Genomic DNA, 21,058 nt, shown 5'->3' on the forward strand with positions numbered 1-21,058 from the left:
CGTGCGCCGCTCCCCTTCCCTTCGGCCGACCCGCGCGATCGACCCTCGCGGGACGGGTGTGGCGGGACGGGCCGCCGCCCGCGCGGGGGACAAAAATTGACGTGCCGGCCGGGGAGCGGGCCGCTCGGGCCGCCATCACCGCTAAGAAACTGAAGCTGTTGCGGATTACGGCCTGCATGCGTCAGAACAACGCACCTGATCGTTCGGTCCCTACCCCGGAGGAGGCTTCCCGGTGAACGCGCCCCTGTTCCGTCGCGAGGTCGTGGAGGCACGGCGAAGCGCCTGGCTCGGCGAGGCCCAGGTGATCCAGCCCCTGGCGATCCGCGTCGTGGTCGGCCTGTGCCTCGCCTTCGCCGTCCTCGTCGGCATCTACGCCTGGCTCGGCAGCTACACCCGCCGGGTCCATGCCGACGGCCTGCTCGCGCCCGATATCGGCCTCATCACCGTGGCGAGCCCGCTGGCGGGGCGGGTCAGCGCGTCGGGCGCCAAGGAGGGGGACCGGGTCGAGCGCGGCCAGCTCCTCTTCACCATCGACCTCGACGCGGTCTCGGCGAGCGGCCCGACCCAGGAGCGGGTGATCGCCCAGCTCGGCCGTCAGCGCGAGAGCGTGGAGCGCCAGCGCGCCGCCCGCGCCGCCATGGCCACCGCCGAGAAGGAGGGCTTGAGGGAGCAGGTCGCCAACCTGGAGGCGCAGCGCGCCAGGATCGAGGAGCAGCTCGCGCTCCAGGAAAAGCTGGTGCCGCCGCTCAAATCCCGCGCCGACGAACTCGCCGACCTCGTGACCCGCGGTTTTGCCCGCGCGGCCGACTTCCAGAGCCAGAACTACCTCTATCTCCAGGCCAGCTCGCAACTCGCGCAGTTCCGCCAGGGCGGGCTTCAGGTCGAGGGCAAGCTCGGCGATCTGCGCGCCAAGCTCGCCACCTTCGACGAGACCCTGGCCCGGGATCTCGCCGAACTCGACCGCACCGCCGCGCAGCTCGAACAGCAGCGGGCCGAGAGCGAGGCGCGCCGCGCCATCGAGGTGCGCGCGCCGGAGCGCGGCATCCTCACCTCGATCCGGGCGCAGGCCGGGCAGACCGTGGCGGCGGGGGCAAACCTGCTCACCCTGCTGCCGAGCGAAGGCCGGCTGCAGGCCAACCTGTTCGTCGATTCCTCGGCGATCGGCTTCATCGAGCCCGGCGCCAGCGTGATGCTGCGCTACGCCGCCTTCCCGTTCCAGCGCTTCGGCCTGCACCGCGGCACGGTGACGGAGGTGACCCGCGCGCCTTTGGAAGGCGACGCCCGGCCCGAGGCGGCGCGGGACACGGCCAAAAATGCGGGGAACGGGGGCGTCTACCGCATCATCGTGCGGCCGGATGCCGACAGCGTGACGGCCTATGGCGAGCAACGCCGGCTGGAGGCCGGAATGCGGGTCGAGGCCGACATCGCGCTCGAGAAGCGCCCGCTCTACCGCTGGCTCCTCGACCCCCTCTACCACGTCAAGCGCAGCGTCGATCTCGTCACCGAAGGAGGGACACGTTGAGCCTGCTGTCGGATCTTCAATTCGGTTTCCGGCGGCGCCTGCCGGTCGTGCTCCAGGCAGAGGCCGCCGAATGCGGCATGGCCTGCCTTGCCATGGTGCTGGGCTACCACGGCCGCCGGGTCGATCTCGGAAGCTTGCGCGCCCGCCACGCCCTCTCGCTGAAGGGCATGACGCTGCGAAACCTCATGGACCTCGCCGGCACCCTGGGGCTTTCGACGCGGGCGCTGCGGGTGGAACTGCCCGATCTCGGCCGCCTGCGCCTGCCCTGCATCCTGCATTGGGGGCTCAACCATTTCGTCGTGCTGGCGCGGGTCGGGCGCCGGGAGATCGTGATCCACGATCCCGCCCGCGGGCGCCGTACGTTGAGCCTCACCGAAGCCTCGCGCGAATTCACCGGCGTCGCCCTGGAGGTGACGCCGAACCAGAGCTTCGTGCGCGAGCGGGCGGCCCGCGGCCTCGCGCTCTCCGACCTGTTCCGGGGCATGGCCGGCATCCGCGCGGCGATGATACAGATCCTGGCCCTGTCACTCGGGATCGAACTCGTCGCGATCCTGATGCCGATCGCCTCGCAGATCGTCATCGACGAGGTGATCGTGAACGGCGATCTCGACCTGCTGCTCGTCGTGGCGCTCGGCCTCGCCCTGCTGCTGGTGCTGCAACTCGGCCTCGGCGTCGCCCGAAGCTGGGCGATCATGCTGACGGGCACGAAGCTGAACTACCAATGGTCCGGCTCGCTGTTCGACCACCTCTCGCGGCTGCCGCTCGACTATTTCCAGAAGCGGCATGTCGGCGACGTGATCTCGCGCTTCGGCACGCTCGCGACGATCCAGAAGGGCATCACCACCGATCTCGTCCAGGCCCTGCTCGACGGGCTGATGTCGGTCGGCATGCTGATCATGCTGTTCCTCTACGGCGGCTGGCTCGCCCTGGTGGCCATCGCCGCCACCGCGCTCAACGCCGGCTTACGGATCGCCGCCTACAAGGCCTATCGCGAGGGCACCGAGGAGGCGATCGTCGCGGAGGCGCGCCAGCAGAGCCACTTCATCGAGACCATGCGCGGCATGGCGAGCGTCAAGCTCCTGAACCTGCGCGAGCGCCGCCGCGGCACGTGGATGAACCAGTTCGTCCAGGCGCTGAACGCCCGGCTGCGGCTGCAGCGGCTCGACCTCGTGTTCGGGCGCGGCAACGAGTTCCTGTTCGGCGCCGACCGGCTGATCCTGCTGGTGCTCGGGGCGCGGGCCGTGATCGACCAGTCGATGACGCTCGGCATGCTGGTCGCCTTCCTCGCCTATCGCGACCAGTTCTCGACCCGCATCGGCAACCTGATCCAGTCGGGCTTCCAGCTCCGGATGCTCAACGTGCAGACCGACCGGCTCTCGGACATCGTCTTGACCGAGCCGGAGGAGGCCGCCGCACCCATGCCCGCCGCGGCGGCGCCGATCGCGGCCCCCGCCCTCCTTCCCTCCGGCGAGCGCCCCCCGGTGCGCGGCGCGGGCTTGCGCGCCGTCGGCCTGTCCCTGCGCTACGGCGACGACGAGCCCTGGGTGTTCCGCAATCTCGGCCTGGCGGTGCCGCCGGGCGAAAGCCTCGCCATCACCGGCCCCTCGGGCTGCGGCAAGAGTTCGGTGATGAAGATCCTGATGGGTCTGCTGCCGCCCTCCGAAGGCGCGGTGCTGGTCGATGGCCGCGACATCCGCTCCGGGGGGTTGGCGGCCTACCGCGCCCGCATCGCCGGGGTGATGCAGGATGACGGGTTGTTCGCCGGCTCGATCGCCGAGAACATCGCCTGTTTCGACGAGCGGCCCGATCCCGGCTGGATTCGCGAATGCGCCGCCCGCGCGGCGATCCTCGACGACATCGCCCGCACCCCGATGGGCTTCGAGACCCTGGTCGGCGACATGGGCTCGACCCTCTCGGGCGGCCAGCGCCAGCGGGTGATCCTGGCCCGCGCCCTCTACCGGCGCCCGGAGATTCTGTTTCTGGATGAGGCGACGAGCGCGCTGGACGAGCCGACCGAGGCGGTCATCGCCGCCGCGCTGCGCGACCTGAAGATGACGCGCGTCATCGTCGCCCACCGTCCGGCGACCGTGGCCCATGCCGACCTGCGCTACGATTTTTCCGCGGAGGCACCGCGGGTCGAGCCTCAGGCGACGGAGACCGCCGGTTGAGAGGGCGCTTCGCCCTTCCCCCTTGCGAGTCGCCCCTCCCCCATGCTCAGACCCCCGCAGCATCATGCGGGAGACGGCGATGAACTCGGTCAAGGAACGTTTGGAAGCGCTCGGCCTGAAGCTGCCGAAGGCGGCGGCCCCGGTCGCGAACTACGTGCCCTATATCCGCACCGGCAACCTCGTCGTCATCTCCGGCCAGATCTGCTTCGGGCCGGACGGCACCCTCGACCCGGCGCACAAGGGCAAGCTCGGCGCCGAGGTCTCGGCCGAGCAGGGCATCGCGGCGGCCCGGCTCTGCGCGCTCAACGTGCTGGCCCAGGTCCAGGCGGCGGTGGGCGACCTCGACCACGGCGTCGTGCAATGCGTGCGGCTCGGCGGCTTCATCAACGCGGTGCCGAGCTTTGCCGGTCTCGCCCCGATCATGAACGGCGCCTCGGACCTGATGGTCGCGATCCTCGGCGACCGCGGCCGCCATGCCCGCTCGACCGTGGGGGTCGCCGAACTGCCCCTCGACGCGGCGGTCGAGGTCGAGGCGATGTTCGAGGTCGCGTGAGCGCGACCCTGGACCGGGCGCCGGACTGGCTCATCGCCCGTCCGATCGCCCATCGCGGCCTGCACGACCGCGCCGCTGGCATCCCGGAGAACACCCTGGCCGCAGCCGAGGCGGCGGTGGCGGGCGGCTACGCCATCGAGTGCGACGTGCAGCTCAGCGCCGACGGCGAGGCGATGGTGTTCCACGACGAGGCGCTCGGGCGCCTCACCGAAGCGTCCGAGCCGGTGGAATCGCGGACGGCCGCTGAACTCGGCACGCTGACCGTGGCCGGCACGGGGGAGCGCATCCCGACACTGCCGGACTTCCTGGCGCGGGTCGCGGGCCGTGTCCCCGTCATCATCGAGATCAAGTCGCGCTTCGACGGCGACCGGCGGCTCACCCGCCGCGCCGCCGAGATCGTCGCCGGGCTCGACGCCCCGGTGGCGCTGAAGTCGTTCGATCCGGGCATCGTCGCGACGCTGGCCGAGATCGTGCCGGGCCTGCCCCGCGGCATCGTCGCCGAGGCGAGCCAGGACGATCCGCACTACGCTCTGCTCGCACCCTCGGCGCGGGCCGAACTGTCGGGCCTGCTCCACCTCCATGTGAGCCGGCCGCATTTCCTGTCCTGGCGCGTCGGCGACCTGCCGGGCCCGGTGCCCTATCTCTGCCGCCGGCTCGGGAACATGCCGGTGATGACCTGGACCGTGCGCACCGAGGCCCAGCGGGCGCTGGCCCGCGAGCACGCGGACCAGATGATCTTCGAGGGCTTCCGCCCGTAACGGGTTCCCGAAGGGCAAGCCCTTCGGCGGATCCAGAGCAGAGCCCTGGAAACGCGGTTCCCGCCTCAGGCCGCGCGAACCGTATCGAGGAACCGGGACACCTCCGCACCGAGATGCTCGGACTGGCGCGACAGCTCGGTCGCCGAGGCCAGCACCTGGGCGGCGGCCGCCCCGGTCTCCTCGGCCGCACCCGCCACGCTCGCGATGGTGCGGGTGACGGATTCCGTGCCGCCCGCGGCCTGGGCGACGTTGCGCACGATCTCCTGGGTTGCCGCGCCCTGCTCCTCGACCGCGGCGGCGATGCCGGTGGCGACGCCACTGATCTCGCGGATGCGCCCGCTGATGCTGTCGATGGCCGCGACCGCCTGACCCGTCGCGCCCTGGATGCGCCCGATCTGACCGGTGATCTCGTCCGTGGCCCGCGCCGTCTGGTTGGCGAGTTCCTTGACCTCCGCCGCGACCACGGCAAAGCCGCGGCCCGCCTCGCCGGCCCGCGCCGCCTCGATCGTGGCGTTGAGCGCGAGCAGGTTGGTCTGCCCGGCGATGGTTGAGATCATCGCCACCACGTCGCCGATCCGCGCGGCGGCCTCGGAGAGGTCGCGCACGAGGATCGCCGTCTGCCCGGCCTCGGCCACCGCGGCCTGCGCCAGGGAGGCCGAGCCATCGACCTGCCGGCCGATCTCCTGCACCGAGGCGCCGAGTTCCTCGGCCGCGGCGGCGACGGTGCCGACATTGGAGGCGGCCTCCTCGGCGGAGGCGGCCACCGTGCCGGATTGCCCGGCGGTCTGGCTGGCATTGGCAGTCAATTGCTGGGCGGTGGCCTGAAGCTCGGTCGCGGCGGCGGTCACGCCCGCGATGATGCCGCCGACGGCGCGCTGGAAGTCGTCGGCCAGGGCGCGCGCGGCGGCCCGCCGCTGCGCCTCGGCGCCGGCGCGGGCGGCCTGCGTCTCCTCTTCCAGGGCGCGGGTGCGGAGCAGGTTGTCCTTGAACACCTGCACCGCCGCGGCCATGGCGCCGATCTCGTCGCCGCGCCCCCGTCCCGGTACGGCAACCGCTGCGTCGCCCGCCGCGAGCGCGCCCATCGCCCCGGTCATCCGCGTGATCGGCCGCGAGATCCCGAACCAGCCGAACAGGGCGGCGGCGAGCGCCGAGAGCAGGGTCACGGCCATGGCGATCCAGGCGGAGGCGGTGGCGGAGGCCGCGCTGCCGACGGCGCCCTCGACGCTCTGCTTGGCGCCCCGCTTGTTGAGGACGAGATTTTCCTGAAGCGCCTTGGTCGCGGATTGCGCGAGGCCCAGAGCCTCGGGCCCGGTGAGCAGGGCCAGCGCCTCGGCCCGCCGCCCCTCTCGCATCAGGGCGACGATCGCCTCGACCCGACCTGAATAGGTCGTCCAGGTCGAGGCGAAGCGCTCGTACAGGGCCCGCTCCTCGGGCGAGGCGATCAGCGGCTCGTAGGCGCGCCGCAGGGCTTCGAGGGCCGCCTGGCTCGCCCGCACGCTCTTCTCGTTCTCGGCGAGCAGCTGGTCCGTCGGCGAGGCGGCGACGTAGCGGTAGGTCTTCACCCGCTCGTCCCGCGTCGCGGTGCTGATGTCGCCGAGCAATCCCACCGAGGGCAGCCAATTGTCGGCGATGTCGCGGACTTCGTGATCGATGTTCGAGAGCTTGATGACGCTCATCCCGCCTTGAGCCGCAGCAACCACGGCCAGAAGGCTGAACGAGCCCGCCAGGGCAGCCTTGAGGGAAACGCGCATTATGGATCCGGGGGTGTGGTTGGCCTCTTGAGATGCCCCACTCTGCAACGCAATACTTAAGGTTCTCTCGATTTCTGCAAGAAAGTGCATGCGGCAGCCGGCGCCACCGGCTCGGATAGGCTGGCCGCCGTATCACGACGGCCTGTGACCCGCGCCGACGGATGGCTTTCGGCGCCGCCTCCGCTCCGCCGGCGGCCCAACCCCTCTACCGGCTGCCCTCCGGCCGCTCCGACGAGCTCTCCTTCTCCGTCGTCGCCTCGGGCTGTCTCACGAATTCGGCGAGGTAGCCCTTCCACAGGCCCGCGAAGCGCAGGGATTGATGGCCGTGCGTCTCGGGCGAGGTCGGAACCAGCACGAAGCGGCCGTCCTTCACCCGCGCCAGCGCTGCGTTCATCACGTCGAGCTGGGGCGGGTTCAGCTCGTCGTCGGCGAAGTTCACCGCGAGCACCTTCGCGGTGATCTTTTCGAGGTCCGGCGAGGGGTCGTAATCGTAGGAGGAATCGAACCAGTACAGCCAGTCGTTGGCGTCGGCCTTGTTCTCGTAGCCGGCGATCATCTTGTCGTAGGCGGTGTCGGCCGCCGCGCGGGTCGGGGCCTGCTTCTGAAGGCCGAGCACGCTCTCGGTCATGATGTTGAAGATCGGCAGGATGCGGCCGAAGCTGCGCGGCTGCGCGGTGTACTCGCCCCCCTTCCAGTCGGGATCGGTGCGGATGCCCTCGATCAGGAGGCGCCGCCACAGGGCGTTGCGCCCGCTCACCGGGATCGGCTGGCTCGCCACCGCCATCAGCAGGTCCATCTCGCCGGGATAGCGCTCGCCCCACATCCAGGCCTGCATCCCGCCCATGGAGGTGCCGAGCACGAGGCGCAGATGCTTGACGCCGAGCGCCTCGGTGACGACCCGGTGCTGGCCCTCCACGACGTCGCCATAGCCGTAGCGGGGGAAATGCGCCTTGAGGCCGTCGGAGGGTTTCGAGGAGCCGCCGCGGCCGAGCCCGTCGGGCAGGATCACGTACCAGCGCCGCGCGTCGAGCGGCGCGCCCTCACCGAACAGCTCCGGCCCGAGCGTCGGGATCAGGAAGCTCTTGCCCGTGCCGGTGGTGCCGTGCAGGACGAGCACCGCGTTGTCGATCTCGCCGTCCGCGCCGCGATGCGGCGTGCCGAGGGTGGTGTAGTGCAGCTTGACCCGATCCAGGCTCTCGCCGCTCGCGAATTTGAAGTTCTCGACGACGTGGTCGCCCTCCTGCTGGCCGGGATAGGCGGCGGCCGGCGCGGCCATGGCCGCGATCGGAGCGAGGCCGGCGGCGAGCGGGGTCAGCGCCAAGGCCGAAACCAGTAGAGCGGTCCGAAGCGAGCGTATCCGAGCACCCATCAAGCGTTCTCCTCGACCCATCCGAACGAGCGTTCTACGGCCCGGCTCCAACCGGCGAACAGTGCCCGACGTTCTTCTGCCTGGATATGCGGATGCCAGCGCTTGTCCACGGCCCAGTTGTCGCGAAGATCTTCGAGCGTTTTCCAAAACCCTGTGGCGAGGCCGGCGGCGTAGGCTGCGCCCAGGGCCGTCGTCTCCGAAACCTTCGGGCGCAGGGTCGGCCGGTCGAGGATGTCGGCCTGGAACTGCATCAGCAGATCGTTGACGGTCATGCCGCCGTCGCAGCGCAGTTCGGCGATCGGACAACCGGAATCGCGCTCCATCGCCTCCAGCACCTCGCGGGTCTGGTAGGCGGTGGCCTCCAGGCAGGCGCGGGCGATGTGGCCGCGATTGGCGTAGCGGGTCAGGCCGATGATGAGGCCGCGGGCGTCGTCGCGCCAATGCGGCGCGTAGAGGCCGGAGAAGGCCGGCACCACGTAGACGCCGCCATTGTCCTCGACGCTGCGGGCCAGCCCCTCGATCTCGCTCGAGGCGCCGATCAGTCCGAGATTGTCGCGCAGCCACTGCACCAGGGCGCCGGTGATGGCGATGGAGCCCTCCAGCGCGTAGGCCGGCGGGCACCCGTCGAGCCGGTAGGCCACGGTGGTGATGAGCCCGGCGCTCGACGCGACGGGCGCGGGGCCGGTGTTCATCAGCGCGAAGCAGCCGGTGCCGTAGGTGTTCTTGGCCTCGCCCGCCGAAAAGCAGGTCTGCCCGAACAGCGCCGCCTGCTGATCGCCCAGAATGCCGCCGAGCGGCACGCCGGGAAACGGGTCACGGGCTTCGCCGAGCACGGCGCTGGAGGAGACGATCGTCGGCAGCACCGCCCGCGGGATGCGGAACACGCCGAGCATCGCCTCGTCCCAATCGAGGGTCGCGAGCGACATGAGCTGCGTGCGGCTGGCATTGGTCACGTCGGTGACGTGGAGCCCGCCATCGGGGCCGCCGGTGAGATTCCAGACGAGCCAGGAATCGATCGTCCCGAACAGGGCGGTGCCGTCCTCGGCCTTCGCCCGCGCGCCCTCCACGTGGTCGAGCAGCCAAGCGAGCTTGGAGGCGGAGAAGTAGCTCGCAAGCGGCAGGCCGGTGACGGCGCGGAAGCGGTCGCGACCGCCATCGCGGGCGAGCGCGGCGACGGACCGGTCGGTGCGGGTGTCCTGCCAGACGATGGCATCGTGCAGCGGCTCGCCGGTCCGCCGGTCCCAGAGCACGGCGGTCTCGCGCTGGTTGGTGATGCCGATGGCGGCCAGATCCCCCGGTGCCAGCCCGGCGCGGGCCAGCCCCTCGCGCATCACCGCATGGGTGTTACGCCAGATCTCCCGCGGATCGTGCTCGACCCAGCCGGGACGGGGAAAGATCTGCTCGTGCTCGCGCTGGGCCTGCGCCAGGATCGTGCCCCGGCGGTCGAACACGATGAAGCGCGTGCTCGTGGTGCCCTGGTCGATCGCCCCGACCGCATCCGGCATGGCGTCCCTCCCGGCGTGTCTCGCCTCCGGGATTCTTTCGCCCGGCTCACGCCCGATCCTACACGAGGCCGGGCGCGCCGAAACCGGTCAGCCCGCTCGGTCCCCTTGGGCGCGTTCCAACTGAGCCGGCGTGTTCTGCGCCCCCATCTGGCGGGCCATGTCGGCGGCGCTCATCCCCGAAGCGTCGCGCCTGGACGGGTCTGCGCCTTGGGCGAGCAGCAGATCGACGATCTCGGTTCGGTCGAACATCGCCGCCACCATCAGCGCCGTACGGGTGCCGTCGCCGGCCCCGTCGACCTGCGCGCCGTGCTCCAGCAGCAGCCGGACGATGTCCGCATCGCCCTTGAACGCGGCGCCGGCGAGCGGGGTCTGGCCGCGGTCGTTGGCGAGTTCGGGATCACCCCCGGCTTCAAGTATCACCCGGGCCGTCGCCGCCTGGCCGTTATAGGCGGCGAGCATCAGCAGGCTGTCGCCCTTGTCGTTGCGCAGGTTCGCCGGCAGCCCCTGGCCGAACAGCTCGGCCAGTTCCTCCGCATGGCCCATCCGGGCGTACTGGAAGAGGCGCGCCGCGAAGGCGAGGGTCTCGTCGTCGAGGGCGGGGGGCGCAGCGTTCGGATCGGCCTGCATCGGAATCTTTTTGGAAGCTTCGTGATGGGATTGGTCCCGTGCATGTGGCGTTTGCGGGGGCTTCGTCCAGTCAGGCGGCCTCGCGACCAGCCGGACGGGATCGGACCGCGGCGCGCACGGCCATCGCCTCCTCCCGCTCCTGCCCCCTGCCCCAGAACGCCGCGACCGTCGGGCCCGTCCGTGTCAGCGGATCGCGCAGCCAAGCCAGGATCTCGTGGGGCCAGACTCGCCGGCCCATCCGCGTGTACCAGCGCATGGCGTGGCGCAGGCGAGGATCGCGGTTCAGGTAGATGCGCGCCAGCGCCTTCGGGCGGGCCTGAAGGATCACCTCGATCAGCTTGAACCAGAGCAGCACCCGCCAGGGCGGCATGTGGCGGGTGGCGAGCACCTGATGCTTGTAGTCCCACCGCTGCCGGTCGAGCTGGATCACGCGGCGCTCCTCGGCAAGCCGGAAATAGGGCGTCCAGCGATGCGGCGTGACGTAGAGCATCTGGATCTGGTCGGGGTCGTAGGCGAGGAGCTGCCGCAGGCCGCGCCAGTAGTCGCGGTCGCGCTCCTCCTCGAAGCCCACCACCCAGGTCGCCATGGAGAGGATGCCGTTCGCCCGCAGGAGGCGGATCGCCTCGCGGTCGGTCGTCGTGGTGGCGCCCTTCCGGATCAGGTCGAGGGTGGCCGTATCGGTGCTCTCGAGACCGAGCAGGAAGCGCTCCCATCCCGCCCGCTTGTAGAGCGGCAGGATGTCGGCATCGCGCACGATGTCGTCCGCCCGCGTCGAGCCGACCAGGATGAGATCGACGTTCTCCGCAATCAGCGCTTCCAGGAAGGTGCGCCAGATCTTTTTCGAGACGGTCGGATTCTCGTCGGCGAAGTTGATCACCCGCACGCCGTGCTCGCGGTGAAGCCGGGCGAGTTCGGCGGCGAAGCGGACGGGATCGCGGTGGCGCCAGCGGGTCCAGAAGCCGCGCTGGCCGCAATAGGTGCAGGGATGCGGGCAGCCGCGGGAGAACTGGACGACGACCGCACGCAGGCCGCCCCAGTAGCTGTAACGGGCATGGTCGATCAGCTCCCAGCCGATCCGGTAGGCGTCCGAGATCGCGGATCAGCGGGGCCGGCGCCGTCTCGCGGATCGCGTCGCCGTCCCGGTAGGCGAGGCCGGGCACGGTGCCGAGCGACCGGCCCGCCGCGAGCGCCGCCATGAGCCGCCGGGTGGTCTCCTCACCCTCCCCGCGCACGATCGCGGCGACGTGGGGCTCGGCCTCGAGAATCTCGCGCCCGTGATAGGTTGGGAAGACGCCACCGTAGACGATCGTCACGCCCGGCATCGCCGCGGCCACCCTCGACGACACCTCCGCGATGACCGGGTGCCCCGAGGTCGAGCCGGAATGACCGAACAGGACCGCCTCGGGTGCCTGCGCCACGATCTCCCGGACGAGGTCCGGCAGCGGCACGGGTCCGAACTCGGCGTCGATGAGCGAGACGGCATGCCCGTCATCGATCAACGGGCCGCCGATGGCGAGAAGACCCAGCGGAGGCAGATGGTCGTCGGGAATCCGGCTGCCGATCGCCGGATGGGGCACGTTGACGAGCAGGATCTTCATCGTGCGCACCGGACATGAGCGAGGGTTCGCAGAACCGGACGAATCCTGCGTCGAGACCGGGGCCGGACGGCCGGGCCGTGGTTGGGGCGTGTCAGGCGGCTTGCGGCACCGCGGGTGGGTTCAGGCCGCCGAACCGCCGGTCGCGGGCGGTGAAATCGGCGACCGCCGCGGCGAGGTCGGTGGCGCCGAAATCGGGCCACATCCGGTCGGTGAAGTGTAGCTCCGCGTAGGCCGCCTCCCAGAGGAGAAAGTCGGAGAGCCGCTTCTCGCCCCCCGTCCGGATCAGGAGATCGACATCCCCGTCCGCCCCCAGGGCCTCGCTCAGGCCCTCGCGGCTGAGCCCCTCCGGCCCGAGCCGGGCGGCGGCGGCGAGGATCGCGTCGCGCGAGGAGTAATCGACGGCGATGCGCAGGTGCAGCCGGTCGCCCGACGCGGTCGCGGCCTCGGCCCGCTCGATCGCCTCCGGGATGCCGGGCGGCAGGCGGTCGCGGCGGCCGATCACCGTGAGGCGGGTGCCGCTGCGGGCGAGCCGATCGGTCTCGCCGCGCAGATAGGCCCGCAACAGGCGCATCAGTCCGCCGACCTCCTCGGCCGGGCGGCGCCAGTTGTCGCTGGAGAAGGCGTAGAGCGTCAGCGTGCCGATGCCGAGAGCGGGGGCGGCCTCCGCCACCCGCTGGATCGTCTTGACGCCCGCCCGGTGGCCCGCCCCCCGCGGCAGGCCGCGGGCGCTCGCCCAGCGGCCGTTGCCGTCCATGATAATCGCCGCATGGAGGCCTGATCTGCGATCGAGAGGGCTTTGCATCGTAAAGTCTCCGGGCGAGGTGCGGGACAGGCGGGGATGCGGCGTTCGGTGGGATGTCGGAGTGCGGTCGTCAGACCGGTTTGGCGAGGCCGGAACGATCGTGGCCGGCGGGCCGGTCGTCGGCGGCCTGGGACCGGCCGGCAGCGTTCTGCGGCCTGCCGGCGGCATTCTGTGGCCTGCCAGCGGCTTGTGCGGCGTCGCGCACCACCTGCTCCAGCACCCCGAGATAGTCGAGGAAGCGGGTGCGTCCGGAGGGCGTCAGGCGGCAGAGGGTCTGCGGCCGGTTCTGGTCGTAGCCCTTCTCCAGGCTGACGAGGTCGGCCTCCTGCAGCACGGCGAGGTGGCGGCTGAGATTGCCGTCGGTGAGCCCGCACAGGCGCTTGAGGTCGGGGAAGGCGAGGCCGCGGGGATGCGAGACCAGGGAGGTCAGCACCGAGAGCCGCGCCCGCTCGTGGATGATCCGGTCGAGCCCCTCGTAGGAGAAGCGGGCGTCGCTGCGATCAGAGGTCGGCATCGGCGTCTCCGTCGGCAGATCCGTCAGTCGATCCGTCAGTTGATCCGTCACTTGGGCCCGAATGGCGGTGGATGATGATGGCGACGAGCCCCTGCCCCACCGCGAAGGGCACGCCCATCAGCCAGGGCGAGAGGTGGCGCGTCTCGCTGGCGAGCGCCAGCACCGTGAGTCCGGCGAGCAGGTACCACGCGCCCGCCAGCGGCACGGAGCGGGGCAGGATGCGGGCGGAGGCGAACAGGCCGAGCCCGACCAGAACCTGCCACAGGCCCGGCAGCATCCAGAGCTGGTCCGGCGCGAAGCGGGCGAAGACGAGCCCCAGACAGAGGCCCGCCCCGCCCGCGGGCAAGAAACCTTCGATGGCGTTGAACACCATCGCGTCGGCCAGCCCCGAATGGACCCGGCGCGAGCGGCGCACCGCCTCGAACCCGATCAGGAGGCAGGCGGTGACGGCGGCGGCGACCCATAGGCCGAAGAAGACGACCGGCCGCGCCGTCGGGTCGTCGAGCAGCAGGGCCTGGGCCCCCGCGACGACGAGGGCCAGAGCGCCGGTGGCCGCGAGCGTGGCAGAGCCGAGGCCGCGGAACGCCGTGTCCCGCGCGATCTGCATCCGGATCGCGACGATGTCGGCCAGGGCCCTGTCGAGGTCGCCGTGGGTCTCACGCATGGGGTTCAGCTTCCCGCGTCGAAGCGTGCTTTGCATTGCAAAGTACACGCGGGTGCAGAGCCGTCAAGCGGAGAAGCGTCAAGCTTCCGCCCGCAGGCCCGCGAGGTCGAGCCGGCGGGTGACCATGGTGAGATCGCCCTTCCCGTCCCGCGGCCACTCGGCCTCCGGGCGGTCGCGGTAGAGTTCGACCCCGTTCCCGTCGGGATCGCGCAGGTAGAGCGCCTCGGACACGCCGTGGTCGCTGGCCCCGTCGAGGGAGAGGCCGGCCGCCTCGACCCGTCGCAGGGCGTCGGCCAGGGCCGCCCGGCTCGGGTAGAGGATCGCGAGGTGGTAGAGCCCGGTCGTGCCGGGCGGTGGCGGAGGGCCGCCCGCGCTCTCCCAGGTGTTGAGGCCGATATGGTGGTGATAGCCGCCGGCCGAGACGAAGGCGGCTTGGGCACCGAAGCGCTGCATCAGGGCGAAGCCGAGCACGCCGCAATAGAAGCCGAGGGCCCGTTCGAGATCGGCCACCTTGAGGTGAACGTGGCCGATGCGGGTGCCGGGATGGATCGGTTCGCTCATGGTCCCTCTCCCCATGGTCCCTCTCCCGATGGGTTCCGTCTCATGCCCGCCGCAGGGCGTAGGCGCCGTCGCCGAGCCCGGCCTGGACCAGCAGCATCACCGCCCAGAAGCCGGCGAACTCCCAGCCGCCGCCCGGATTCTGCGCGAAGAAGCCGTTGGCGCCGTGCACGGTGACGATGGCGCCGATCAGGATCGGGACCAGGGCCAGGGCGACGAAGCGGGCGTAGAGGCCGAGGATCAGGGCGAGGCCGCCGACGGCTTCCGCGGCGATCACCCCATAGCCGAACGCGGGCGGAAGGCCGAGCGAGCCGAAGAAGGCGGCGGTGCCCGCGGGCGTGAACACGAACAGCTTCAGCCCGGCATGGGCCAGGAACAGGCCGCCGAGGGTGAGCCGCAGCAGCAGGGCGGCGTAGGGAGCGGTGCGGGGGTCGGTCATGATCGTCTCGAAGAGGTGTGCCGCGGTCGCGGGCGTTTACGGTGACCGGACCATGCCTTTCTCAGGCGATTGCGATAATTCGCCCTCGCTGCCATTCACCTCACTCTGAGAGAGTGAGGTTATCGTGCTCGACCGCGTGACGGGAATGCAGGTCTTCTGCCGCGTCGCCGCACTCGGCAGCTTCTCGGCCGCCGGGCGGGCGCTCGGCCTCTCGCAGACCGGGGTGACCAAGCATGTCGCGGCCCTGGAGGCGCGGCTGGGCACGCGGCTCCTGCACCGGACGACCCGCCGCCTGACGCTCACCGAAACCGGCCGGACCTATCTTGAGGCCTGCGAGCGCATTCTCGCCGAGATCGACGACGCGGAGGCGGCGGTCGGCGCCGAAGGGGTCGAGGCCCACGGCACCCTGCGGCTCAACGTGCCGCTCTCCTTCGGCGTGCGGGAGATCGCCCCGGCGCTCGCGGCGTTCTCCGCTGCGCACCCGGCGCTGACGATCGAACTCGGCCTCAACGATCGGCGGGTCGACCTGATCGAGGAGGGGTGGGATCTCGCCGTGCGGATCGGGACCCTCGCCGATTCGGGGCTGATCGCCCGGCGCCTCACAACCAGCCGCCTCGTGGCCTGCGGCGCGCCCACCTATTTCGAGCGGCACGGCACGCCGCGCCGGCCCGAGGAGCTGAAGAACCACAATTGCCTCGGCTACACCCTGTCGGATTCCAGCGGCTGGCGCTTCGGCGAGCAGGCCTACCCAGTCTCGGGCAACCTGCGGGCGCCGAACGGCGCCGCCCTGACGGCCGCGGCCGTGGCCGGCCTCGGGCTGATCTACCAGCCGACCTTTCTGGTGGCGCAGGCCCTGCGGGCGGGAACGCTCGTCCCCCTCGATTTCGGCACCCCCTCCCCGGTCCTACCGATCCACGCCCTGATGCCGCCGGGCCGGCGCCCGGCCAAGACGCGCGCCTTCGTGGAGTTCCTGGTGCAGCGGTTCGCGGGCGAGCCGGCCTGGGAGCGGGATCTGCCGGAGGCTTTGCGGCGGTGAGGGCGATCAGATACGCCGAATCGGGCCGGGATAGCGGGCGACGAGAGCGTCGGAGGTCAGGAGCGTGATGCCTTCCACGGTCGCCTGAGCGACGAGGCGTCTCACGTCTCCCCTTCGCCCTCGAACAACCGGATGATCTCGTCCTGAAACATCGTGTCGAAATCGTCCGGCACCGAGATCTGCCCGGCGAGGAAACCGAGGCGTCGCGTCCGCCGCAGCTCGGTTTCCGCGGGCACGACCCGGACCAGGGGCCGGCCGTTTTCGGCGATGACGAACGGCTCGCCGCGCGACGCCGCCTCGATCAGCCGCGACAGATCCGCCTCGGCCTCTCGGAGGCTGACCGTTTTCATGACGGTCTCCCTGATATGAAAACGCGCTAAAGCTAGTCCGGGCCCAAAACGGCCGCAAGCCGGGACAATCTTGGGCCGTTCGGACTCTTCCGGAGACCGCCCGACGGGCCCATATTGCCGCCATGCCCGCACCCAAGACACCGCGCGTGAGTCCGGCCAAAGCGCCTGCCAAAGCAACGGCCAAAGCGCCCGCCAAGGCGACCTCGAAGACGACGGCGAAGGCCGACCGGCCCGAGCTGATGCCGCTCGACGAGCATCTTGCCGCGCTGCTCAACCCGGCCCTCAACCGCAACCGCCTGAAGGCGGTCGAGCCCGTGCCGGAACCGCCCCGAAAAGGACGCGGACCGAAGGGCGAGGCGAAGGCCTACAAGAAAATCGCGCAAGACGGCTTCGCCGAGGCGCCGCAGGCGGGCTTCGCCATCGGCGACGCGGCCGACGTCGATCCGCGGCTGGCGCAGGCGCTCGGCCTCGTCCCGCCCGACGACGGCCCGGCACCGGAAACCGCGCCCGATGGCGAGACGCCCTCGCTTGCCACAGAGGGCGTGTCGGCCACGGTCGAGGCGCTGGAGCGGCTGCTCGTCGAGGGCAACCCGCTGTTCAAGAACGGCGAGGCCTGGGTGCCGCACAGGCCCGAGCGCCCGGCCAAGTCGGAGGGCGGCGTGAAGTTCACGCTGAAATCCGAGTTCACACCCGCCGGCGACCAGCCCACCGCCATCGCCGCCCTGGTCGAGGGCGTCCGGACCGCCGAGCGCGATCAGGTGCTGCTCGGCGTCACCGGCTCGGGCAAGACCTTCACGATGGCCAAGGTCATCGAGGAGACGCAGCGCCCGGCCCTGATCCTGGCACCCAATAAGACGCTGGCGGCGCAGCTCTACGGCGAGTTCAAGAGCTTTTTCCCGGACAACGCGGTCGAGTACTTCGTCTCGTATTACGACTATTACCAGCCCGAGGCCTACGTGCCTCGGTCCGATACCTTCATCGAGAAAGAATCCTCCATCAACGAGCAGATCGACCGGATGCGCCACTCGGCCACCCGCGCCCTGTTGGAGCGGGACGACGTCATCATCGTCGCCTCGGTCTCGTGCATCTACGGTATCGGCTCGGTCGAGACCTACACGGCGATGTCGTTCACGGTGTCGCTCGGCGAGCGGATCGAGCAGCGCCAGCTCATCGCCGACCTCGTGGCGCTCCAGTACAAGCGCATCCAGTCGGACTTCGCCCGCGGTACCTTCCGGGTGCGCGGCGACGTGATCGAGCTGTGGCCGGCCCACTTGGAGGATCGCGGCTGGCGCATCGGCCTGTTCGGCGACGAGATCGAATCCATCGTCGAGTTCGATCCGCTGACGGGCAAGAAGCTCAACGAGCTGAAGTTCGTCAAAGTCTACGCGAACTCGCACTACGTCACGCCGCGCCCCACCCTCCAGCAGGCGATCAAGGGCATCAAGACCGAGCTCAAGCTCCGCGTCGAGGAGCTGACCCGGATGGGCCGCCTCATCGAGGCGCAGCGGCTGGAGCAGCGCTGCACCTTCGACATCGAGATGATCGAGGCGACCGGTGCCTGCAACGGCATCGAGAACTATTCGCGCTACCTCACCGGCCGCAAACCCGGTGAGCCGCCGCCGACCCTATTCGAGTACCTGCCCGACAACGCCCTCGTCTTCACCGACGAGAGCCACGTCACGGTTCCGCAGATCGGCGGCATGTACAAGGGCGACTTCCGCCGCAAGGCGACGCTGGCCGAGTACGGCTTCCGCCTGCCCTCCTGCCTCGACAACCGCCCGCTGCGGTTCGAGGAATGGGACGCGATGCGCCCGCAATCGGTCCACGTCTCGGCGACCCCGGCCAAGTGGGAGATGGAGCGCACGGCCGGCGTCTTCGCCGAGCAGGTCATCCGCCCCACCGGCCTCGTCGATCCGGTGATCGAGATCCGCCCGGCCCGCTCCCAGGTCGATGACCTGCTGGGCGAAGTCCGCGAAGTCGCCCAGGCCGGCTACCGCACCCTGGTGACCACGCTGACCAAGCGCATGGCCGAGGATCTCACCGAGTATCTGCACGAGAACTCGGTGCGGGTGCGCTACATGCACTCCGACATCGACACCCTGGAGCGCATCGAGATTATTCGCGACCTGCGCCTCGGCGCCTTCGACGTGCTGATCGGCATCAACCTCCTGCGCGAAGGTCTCGACATCCCCGAATGCGCGCTGGTCGCCATTCTCGATGCCGACAAGGAAGGCTTTCTGCGCTCCGAGACCTCGCTGATCCAGACCATCGGCCGCGCGGCCCGCAACGCGGATGCCCGCTGCATCCTCTACGCGGACAACATCACCGGCTCGATGGAGCGGGCGATGGCCGAGACCGAGCGGCGCCGCCAGAAGCAGCTCGCCTACAACGAGGAACACGGCATCACGCCGCAATCGGTCAAGCGCGGCATCAGCGACATCCTCGAGAGCGTGTACGAGCGCGACCACGTTCGCGTCGATACGGGGCTGGCCAAGGACGCGATCACCGTCGGCCACAACCTCAAGGCGGTGATGGCCGACCTCGAAAAGCGCATGCGCGCCGCCGCCGCCGATCTCGACTTCGAGGAGGCCGCACGGCTTCGCGACGAGCTCAAGCGCCTGCAGGCGACCGAACTCATGGTCTCCGACGATCCCATGGCCCGGCAGGGCGATATCGAGCGCGAGGCCGGCCGCTACGGACAGAAGGGCAGCCGCATCTCGAAGCCCACCCTCGACAATATGGGCCCCGGCACCGACCGCGAACTCCCGGCCGACGCCGTGCCCTGGCAGGAGCGGCCCAAGGCGCGCTCGACGCAAGGACTCGGCGGTCAGAAGCCCCGCTACAAGGGGGGCGGCGGGCGCAAGCGGGGGTGAGGGCGCGCGACGGCGGAACCTCGGCCGTCGCCTGCGATTGGCTCTTCAGATCCTGCAACCGTCGGTCCGCTCCGCCGTGAGCCCGGCCGGCGGCGCCAAGCGTGATGGAGCCGACCGATGCGATCCCCCTCCCCCCTCAGCCGGGCCGCCCTGGGCGCCCTCCTCGGCAGCCTGCTCCTGTCCGCGCCGGCCCTGGCCCAGAGCGCGGCCAACCCCAACGACCAGCCCACCGCCGGCACCCTGCCCTCCGGCACCGATACGGTGCGCGGCAACGACCGCTCCGCCGAGCGGCCGACCGGCGAGGTCTCGCCCCCGAGCGCGATCCGCTCCTCGACCGCGGTGGTGCCGGAAGGCAAGAGCGGAAAGACCGTGCGCACCAACCCGTCCGATCACCTCTCGAAGCCGTTCCGCTCGAACCACGAAAACTGATCCGCAACCCCACCCCTGCATTCGCCGTTGCACCGGCACGGCCGCCACACGGGGCGTGAAGGGCGGCGTGAACCGGCGGGAGGAAACGCATGGGGCTGCTCGATCAGGTCATCGGCGGAGTCGTCGGACAGGTTTTGGGGGGCGGACGCGGCGGGGCGCTGGCCTCGCCGGTGGTGAAAGCGCTCCTCATGCTGCTGCTCGCCAAGGGCGGCGGCGGCCTCGGCGACATCCTCGGCCGCGGATCACCGGAATCCGGCGGCCGATCTTTCCCCGGCCCGGGCGAAGACGACGGCGATCTCGGCGGGTTCAACCAGGGCCGCCGCAGCGGGCCGCCGTCTCAGGCAAGTGAGGCCGGCAACGACCTCGGCGGCGATTTCGGCGACCTTGCCGGCATGCTCGACGGTCCCGGCGGGGGTGCCTCCGGCAGCCGTTCGCCCGGCGGAGGCCCCTATGCCGGGCTCGACCGTGAGCCGGATGACGGAAGCGGCGCGGCCTCCCACGGGCTCGACGGCTTGATTCAGAGCTTCGAGCGGAGCGGTCTCGGCGACGTGATCGGCTCGTGGATCGGCCACGGCCCCAACCGCGAGATCGCGCCGAACCGTCTCGCCGACGCTCTGGGCCCGGGCACCCTCGACAGCTTGAGCCGCGAGACCGGCCTGCCGCGCGAGGATCTGCTCGCGCAACTGGCGCAGGCCCTGCCCGGCGTGATCGACGCGCTGACGCCCCAGGGCCGGGCACCGAGCCGCGAGGAGCGCGGCGGCTGGTAGTCCGAGTAAAGGCTTCTGCCATGGCCTACGAGCTGCACTACTGGCCGATGATCCCCGGCCGCGGCGAGTTCGTGCGGCTCGCCCTCGAACAGGCCGGGGCGGATTACGTCGATGTCGCCCGCCAGCCCGAGGAGGCGGGCGGCGGCATCGCGGCGATGATGGACGGGCTGGAGGACGAGCCGATCCGCCCGCCCTTCGCCCCGCCCTTCCTCAAGGACGGCGATCGCGTGATCGGCCAGACCGCGGCGATCCTGCTCTATCTCGGGCCGCGCCTCGGCCTCGTCGGGGCGGACGAGGCCGACAGAATCTGGACGCACCAGATCCAGCTCACGATCGCCGACATGGTGGCGGAGGCGCACGACACCCATCATCCGGTCGGCGTCGGCCTGTACTACGAGGACCAGCGGCCGGAGGCGCGCCGCCGCGCCGAGGATTTCTGCGCGAACCGCATCCCGAAATTCCTGGACTGGTTTGAGCGCGTGCTCGCCCGCAACCCGGCGGGGCCGGAGCATCTGGTGGGCGGCGCGGTGAGCTACGCCGACACCTCGCTGTTCCAGCTCGTGGAAGGTCTGCGCTACGCCTTTCCCCGGGCCACGGCCCGGGCGCTGGCGCAGACGCCGCATGTCGTCGCCCACGCGGAGCGGATCGGGCAGCTGCCGCGCATCGCCGCCTACCGGGCCAGCGAGCGCTGCCTCCCCTTCAACGAGGAGGGCATCTTCCGGCATTATCCGGAACTCGATGCCCGCTAACCTGCCGGTGCCGGTCACGGCACCGG

The 21,058-nt window shown here is 70.7% G+C and carries 19 protein-coding genes and 1 pseudogene; 9 read left to right on the plus strand and 11 right to left on the minus strand.

Features of this window, described 5'->3' with window-relative positions; translation table 11 throughout:
- Positions 1-232 precede the first annotated feature (232 nt).
- The 4 genes from M2437_RS12445 (at position 233) to M2437_RS12460 (ending at position 5,001) form a co-directional block, all read left to right on the plus strand.
- Positions 233-1,522, plus strand: a complete 1,290-nt coding sequence (locus tag M2437_RS12445) for an HlyD family secretion protein (protein WP_253387587.1) — start codon at positions 233-235, stop codon at positions 1,520-1,522.
- Positions 1,519-3,690: a peptidase domain-containing ABC transporter gene (locus M2437_RS12450; protein ID WP_253387588.1), complete on the plus strand. Its 2,172-nt coding sequence runs from the start codon at positions 1,519-1,521 to the stop codon at positions 3,688-3,690. Before M2437_RS12445 ends, M2437_RS12450 begins: the two co-directional genes overlap by 4 nt.
- A 79-nt stretch (positions 3,691-3,769) precedes the next feature.
- Positions 3,770-4,243 (plus strand): RidA family protein, encoded by a 474-nt coding sequence (locus M2437_RS12455; RefSeq protein ID WP_003601986.1) that lies wholly within the window; start codon positions 3,770-3,772, stop codon positions 4,241-4,243.
- Positions 4,240-5,001: a glycerophosphodiester phosphodiesterase family protein gene (locus tag M2437_RS12460; RefSeq protein ID WP_253387589.1), complete on the plus strand. Its 762-nt coding sequence runs from the start codon at positions 4,240-4,242 to the stop codon at positions 4,999-5,001. The genes M2437_RS12455 and M2437_RS12460 overlap by 4 nt, the downstream gene beginning before the upstream one ends.
- A 65-nt stretch (positions 5,002-5,066) precedes the next feature.
- Here the strand turns inward: M2437_RS12460 and M2437_RS12465 are convergent, their stop codons facing one another.
- The 10 genes and pseudogenes from M2437_RS12465 to M2437_RS12510 form a co-directional block, all read right to left on the minus strand.
- Positions 5,067-6,752, minus strand: coding sequence for a methyl-accepting chemotaxis protein (locus M2437_RS12465; protein WP_253387590.1), 1,686 nt, complete (start codon positions 6,750-6,752; stop codon positions 5,067-5,069).
- A gap of 205 nt (positions 6,753-6,957) precedes the next feature.
- Positions 6,958-8,121: an alpha/beta fold hydrolase gene (locus tag M2437_RS12470; protein WP_043766516.1), complete on the minus strand. Its 1,164-nt coding sequence runs from the start codon at positions 8,119-8,121 to the stop codon at positions 6,958-6,960.
- Complete coding sequence (gene glpK / locus M2437_RS12475) at positions 8,121-9,626, minus strand: glycerol kinase GlpK (RefSeq protein ID WP_253387591.1); 1,506 nt, start codon at positions 9,624-9,626, stop codon at positions 8,121-8,123. The genes M2437_RS12470 and glpK overlap by 1 nt, the downstream gene beginning before the upstream one ends.
- An 87-nt stretch (positions 9,627-9,713) precedes the next feature.
- Positions 9,714-10,253: an ankyrin repeat domain-containing protein gene (locus M2437_RS12480; protein ID WP_015857375.1), complete on the minus strand. Its 540-nt coding sequence runs from the start codon at positions 10,251-10,253 to the stop codon at positions 9,714-9,716.
- A 70-nt stretch (positions 10,254-10,323) separates the two neighbouring features.
- Positions 10,324-11,851 (minus strand): annotated as a pseudogene (bchE, locus tag M2437_RS12485) (magnesium-protoporphyrin IX monomethyl ester anaerobic oxidative cyclase).
- Between the two features lie 91 nt (positions 11,852-11,942).
- Positions 11,943-12,653 (minus strand): di-trans,poly-cis-decaprenylcistransferase, encoded by a 711-nt coding sequence (locus M2437_RS12490; protein ID WP_003599612.1) that lies wholly within the window; start codon positions 12,651-12,653, stop codon positions 11,943-11,945.
- A gap of 70 nt (positions 12,654-12,723) precedes the next feature.
- Positions 12,724-13,167: a transcriptional regulator gene (locus M2437_RS12495; RefSeq protein ID WP_003599614.1), complete on the minus strand. Its 444-nt coding sequence runs from the start codon at positions 13,165-13,167 to the stop codon at positions 12,724-12,726.
- Positions 13,154-13,831: a hypothetical protein gene (locus tag M2437_RS12500; protein ID WP_253387593.1), complete on the minus strand. Its 678-nt coding sequence runs from the start codon at positions 13,829-13,831 to the stop codon at positions 13,154-13,156. The genes M2437_RS12495 and M2437_RS12500 overlap by 14 nt, the downstream gene beginning before the upstream one ends.
- A 78-nt stretch (positions 13,832-13,909) precedes the next feature.
- Positions 13,910-14,392, minus strand: a complete 483-nt coding sequence (locus M2437_RS12505; protein ID WP_003599618.1) for a VOC family protein — start codon at positions 14,390-14,392, stop codon at positions 13,910-13,912.
- 40 nt (positions 14,393-14,432) lie between these two features.
- Entirely contained in the window at positions 14,433-14,828 is a 396-nt protein-coding gene (locus tag M2437_RS12510; protein ID WP_253387594.1) for a DoxX family protein, read from the minus strand.
- Between the two features lie 124 nt (positions 14,829-14,952).
- Here M2437_RS12510 and M2437_RS12515 point away from each other — a divergent pair, with 124 nt between their 5' ends.
- On the plus strand, positions 14,953-15,864 hold the full coding sequence (locus M2437_RS12515; RefSeq protein ID WP_253387595.1) for a LysR family transcriptional regulator: 912 nt from the start codon (positions 14,953-14,955) through the stop codon (positions 15,862-15,864).
- 101 nt (positions 15,865-15,965) lie between these two features.
- Here the strand turns inward: M2437_RS12515 and M2437_RS12520 are convergent, their stop codons facing one another.
- Positions 15,966-16,214 (minus strand): type II toxin-antitoxin system Phd/YefM family antitoxin, encoded by a 249-nt coding sequence (locus M2437_RS12520; protein ID WP_253387596.1) that lies wholly within the window; start codon positions 16,212-16,214, stop codon positions 15,966-15,968.
- Positions 16,215-16,336: 122 nt separating this feature from the next.
- On the opposite strand from M2437_RS12520, the gene uvrB reads away from it, so the two are divergent.
- From uvrB to M2437_RS12540, 4 genes are all read left to right on the plus strand, one after another.
- Positions 16,337-19,087 carry an excinuclease ABC subunit UvrB gene (gene uvrB / locus M2437_RS12525; RefSeq protein WP_015952271.1) on the plus strand — a complete coding sequence of 917 codons (2,751 nt, stop codon included), beginning with the start codon at positions 16,337-16,339 and terminating at the stop codon, positions 19,085-19,087.
- A 117-nt stretch (positions 19,088-19,204) separates the two neighbouring features.
- Positions 19,205-19,516 (plus strand): hypothetical protein, encoded by a 312-nt coding sequence (locus tag M2437_RS12530; protein ID WP_012255203.1) that lies wholly within the window; start codon positions 19,205-19,207, stop codon positions 19,514-19,516.
- An 89-nt stretch (positions 19,517-19,605) separates the two neighbouring features.
- Entirely contained in the window at positions 19,606-20,283 is a 678-nt protein-coding gene (locus M2437_RS12535) for a YidB family protein (RefSeq protein ID WP_012255202.1), read from the plus strand.
- A 20-nt stretch (positions 20,284-20,303) separates the two neighbouring features.
- Positions 20,304-21,032, plus strand: a complete 729-nt coding sequence (locus tag M2437_RS12540) for a glutathione S-transferase (protein ID WP_253387597.1) — start codon at positions 20,304-20,306, stop codon at positions 21,030-21,032.
- Positions 21,033-21,058: the final 26 nt, after the last annotated feature.

This window comes from Methylorubrum pseudosasae, from assembly GCF_029504475.1.
Classification (GTDB): domain Bacteria; phylum Pseudomonadota; class Alphaproteobacteria; order Rhizobiales; family Beijerinckiaceae; genus Methylobacterium; species Methylobacterium extorquens.

Coding starts and splice junctions, on each gene's coding strand:
- M2437_RS12505 (WP_003599618.1), bottom strand. CDS start 14,392: ATGAGCGAACCGATCCATCCCGGCACCCGCATCGGCCACGTTCACCTC.
- M2437_RS12540 (WP_253387597.1), top strand. CDS start 20,304: ATGGCCTACGAGCTGCACTACTGGCCGATGATCCCCGGCCGCGGCGAG.
- M2437_RS12530 (WP_012255203.1), top strand. CDS start 19,205: ATGCGATCCCCCTCCCCCCTCAGCCGGGCCGCCCTGGGCGCCCTCCTC.
- M2437_RS12520 (WP_253387596.1), bottom strand. CDS start 16,214: ATGAAAACGGTCAGCCTCCGAGAGGCCGAGGCGGATCTGTCGCGGCTG.
- M2437_RS12480 (WP_015857375.1), bottom strand. CDS start 10,253: ATGCAGGCCGATCCGAACGCTGCGCCCCCCGCCCTCGACGACGAGACC.
- M2437_RS12510 (WP_253387594.1), bottom strand. CDS start 14,828: ATGACCGACCCCCGCACCGCTCCCTACGCCGCCCTGCTGCTGCGGCTC.
- M2437_RS12465 (WP_253387590.1), bottom strand. CDS start 6,752: ATGCGCGTTTCCCTCAAGGCTGCCCTGGCGGGCTCGTTCAGCCTTCTG.
- M2437_RS12490 (WP_003599612.1), bottom strand. CDS start 12,653: ATGCAAAGCCCTCTCGATCGCAGATCAGGCCTCCATGCGGCGATTATC.
- glpK (WP_253387591.1), bottom strand. CDS start 9,626: ATGCCGGATGCGGTCGGGGCGATCGACCAGGGCACCACGAGCACGCGC.
- M2437_RS12495 (WP_003599614.1), bottom strand. CDS start 13,167: ATGCCGACCTCTGATCGCAGCGACGCCCGCTTCTCCTACGAGGGGCTC.
- M2437_RS12500 (WP_253387593.1), bottom strand. CDS start 13,831: ATGCGTGAGACCCACGGCGACCTCGACAGGGCCCTGGCCGACATCGTC.
- M2437_RS12470 (WP_043766516.1), bottom strand. CDS start 8,121: ATGGGTGCTCGGATACGCTCGCTTCGGACCGCTCTACTGGTTTCGGCC.
- uvrB (WP_015952271.1), top strand. CDS start 16,337: ATGCCCGCACCCAAGACACCGCGCGTGAGTCCGGCCAAAGCGCCTGCC.
- M2437_RS12455 (WP_003601986.1), top strand. CDS start 3,770: ATGAACTCGGTCAAGGAACGTTTGGAAGCGCTCGGCCTGAAGCTGCCG.
- M2437_RS12535 (WP_012255202.1), top strand. CDS start 19,606: ATGGGGCTGCTCGATCAGGTCATCGGCGGAGTCGTCGGACAGGTTTTG.